This is a genomic window from Bacteroides sp. RTP31139st1_H2_RTP31139_211217 (genome assembly GCF_040227615.1).
Lineage (GTDB): Bacteria > Bacteroidota > Bacteroidia > Bacteroidales > Bacteroidaceae > Bacteroides > Bacteroides uniformis.
Genome location: NZ_JBCNZM010000050.1, coordinates 27,959 through 30,294, shown reverse-complemented (window position 1 = coordinate 30,294; position 2,336 = coordinate 27,959). Strand labels below are relative to the sequence as shown.

General features: G+C 34.4%; 3 protein-coding genes. All 3 read right to left on the bottom strand.

Features of this window, described 5'->3' with window-relative positions; all coding sequences use genetic code 11:
- Positions 1–74: 74 nt before the first annotated feature.
- Positions 75–1,334, bottom strand: a complete 1,260-nt coding sequence (locus ABUA47_RS10580; RefSeq protein WP_349824526.1) for a hypothetical protein — start codon at positions 1,332–1,334, stop codon at positions 75–77.
- 244 nt (positions 1,335–1,578) lie between these two features.
- The gene (locus ABUA47_RS10575) at positions 1,579–2,007 is read right to left on the bottom strand and encodes a DUF5053 domain-containing protein (RefSeq protein WP_005829037.1); all 429 of its coding nucleotides are present in this window, start codon (positions 2,005–2,007) and stop codon (positions 1,579–1,581) included.
- Between the two features lie 38 nt (positions 2,008–2,045).
- Positions 2,046–2,336 (bottom strand): hypothetical protein (locus tag ABUA47_RS10570; RefSeq protein ID WP_349831596.1); only part of this gene is annotated, 291 nt, incomplete at its 5' end.

Here is a 2,336-nt window from a genome sequence, read left to right as displayed (position 1 = left end):
AATATCAGAGCGTTATATTAATAACTTATCGGGTGATTTCAGCATCTGTTTTTCGGAACATCTAACTGGACACCCTATAATTTTACAGCTTTTAATATTGTTTCATCTGCAATTTTCTCTTTATATAAGTATTGACTAGCATCATTAACCTTCTGATACAAACTTCTTGAAGAATTGGAAGCCGAAATTTCTCCTTCTTTAAGTAATCCTTTTTTTTCAATGAAAGTATCTACACTTAATTCTAAAAAAACTCTCAAAGTGACAGCTGCACAATTAACAAAACTTCGAACATCTATTTTTTTCAATTCATCATAAATTTTATTTGCTTTTGGATTGGAAATCCTAATAATACAATTATTGGGTATAAGAGTTTTACGTTGGGTCGGAATAGACTTCTTTAAATGTCCCTTAGAATGCAAATCACTTCCCTCATTCTTTGCTGTATTATCTTCTTCTTCCAAATTAGGAATTTGTTCTAATGGATTATCCAACCTCCAAACTTCTCCTATTGTCTTATTTTTATCAGGCAGTTTTTCTCCTAAGCCTTGAATATAATCTTTTCTTTGCTTGGCATTATATATAGAACTAACCTTAAAATCTTTATCAGACAAATCTAAAATAATTTGCCCTAAGGCCTTAGCTATTTCTTCTTCTTCAAGATTAGAACTTAATTTAGAATTTATATACTTTAAACCCAAAATTTCCCGAACACTTTTATCTCCTAATAAACGAGCAAAATTTGTGAGTTTAATGTTTTCGGAAGCCCTCTTTACTTCTTCTTGTACGAAAGGAGATGTTCGTATGAAATCAATAGCTTGTATTTCTACAGACTTATTTTTTCCATGTTTTATATCAAATCTCTGTACTTGCTCTGGTTTCCACTCAACTATACCAACTCCATTCTGTTCTCCTGTATGTTCTAATCGAACCCATTTATCTGCCTCTTCTACATCATCATAAATATAGCACATTATTTTTCTAATCGGAGTTTCCATAAATCTTTCATGCAGCTTAAAAAAACGATTCTTTAATGAAGCATGTTTTTTAGAATCAATTAACTTAGGGTTAGCCATCAATTTTAATGCTGTGGTTCTTCTGTTTCCTTCCTTTACAAGAAATTTCTTGTTAGATTTCTTTGATGGCATAACATAAAATGGCTTGGGAGACAACCCATTCTCTAAAATATGTATCGCAATATAATAAATTTTGTCTCCTAATTTTGTTAGCATTATGTCTATAGCCTGCTTTTCATTCTCAACAGACTCAAAACGATCATTATCTGGATTTATAATTAAATTAGAAATACTGATAGATTTGTATTTTTTGTTTGTCATAATATTAAATGGCGAATCCTTCACTATAGTGCGCCTACAGGAATGAATAAACCTGAACCCAATCTTATGGGTTACACTATGGAAAAGGATTCATTTAATTCATTTTTTGGCGTTGCTAAAATAGTGATTTTATCAAACTTAACAAAATAAAAAAACTTTTTATTCTAAATTTAATTCATGATTATTTGAATAATGAAATAAAAAAGGCTTCCAACCCGTGGAAGCCCCTCTGTCATTAAAAACCTTACGGCCTCGCGATAGACCGAGAAGTATCTTTCATTATGTCGCCAAGCTCAGATAGAGCTAAAGATAGAGTATTCAGTTCATCAGCGGTGAAGTTGGCTGGTTTGCCGTTTACCGCACTTCCGTTAATCCGTTGATATAGCCATTGGCGTGTTCTGCCAAAATAGTGCTGGGCAATATACGACATAGAAGCGAAAGGCAATACTTTTTCTAAGGTCTGCCTGATTTCTACTGTTTTCACAATGGCTTGGGCTTCATTGATTGATTGCCTGGCACCATCTTGGAATGCTTGCGCAAACGCTTTTTTATCCTCCGGTGAAAGCGTCTGCAGAAAAGCCCTGAAACGTTTTTTATGGTCGGCCAATTCCTCCGGAGTATTGCATTTTACATATTCCGACTTCCATTTTCCCAATTCTTTCTGTACGTCCATAAGCCTAAAAATTATATGTTAGAGAAAAAGTAGCCCCCTCAAGGAGGGCTACCGTTTTCATTCAGCTTGTCTTGTGCATCATTCAAGTCATCGAGACAATCATTGATGCCTTCCTCAAGCTCCTCATCGGAAATCCAATCAGTATTCTGAATGTCATCCCAATAGAGGGAAAAGAAGCTGAGGTCTTTTTTCGCAGCTTCAATCCGAGCCTTTAGCTCTTCTTCTTCAGTCATAAAAAGATCGCGATACATTATGACACTGCCAATATAATAACCTTTTGGTAATGACGCAAGGGAAAAAGGAGTTATTTTTGAGAGGCAGATGTCTTT

Coding starts and splice junctions, on each gene's coding strand:
- ABUA47_RS10580 (WP_349824526.1), bottom strand. CDS start 1,334: ATGACAAACAAAAAATACAAATCTATCAGTATTTCTAATTTAATTATA.
- ABUA47_RS10575 (WP_005829037.1), bottom strand. CDS start 2,007: ATGGACGTACAGAAAGAATTGGGAAAATGGAAGTCGGAATATGTAAAA.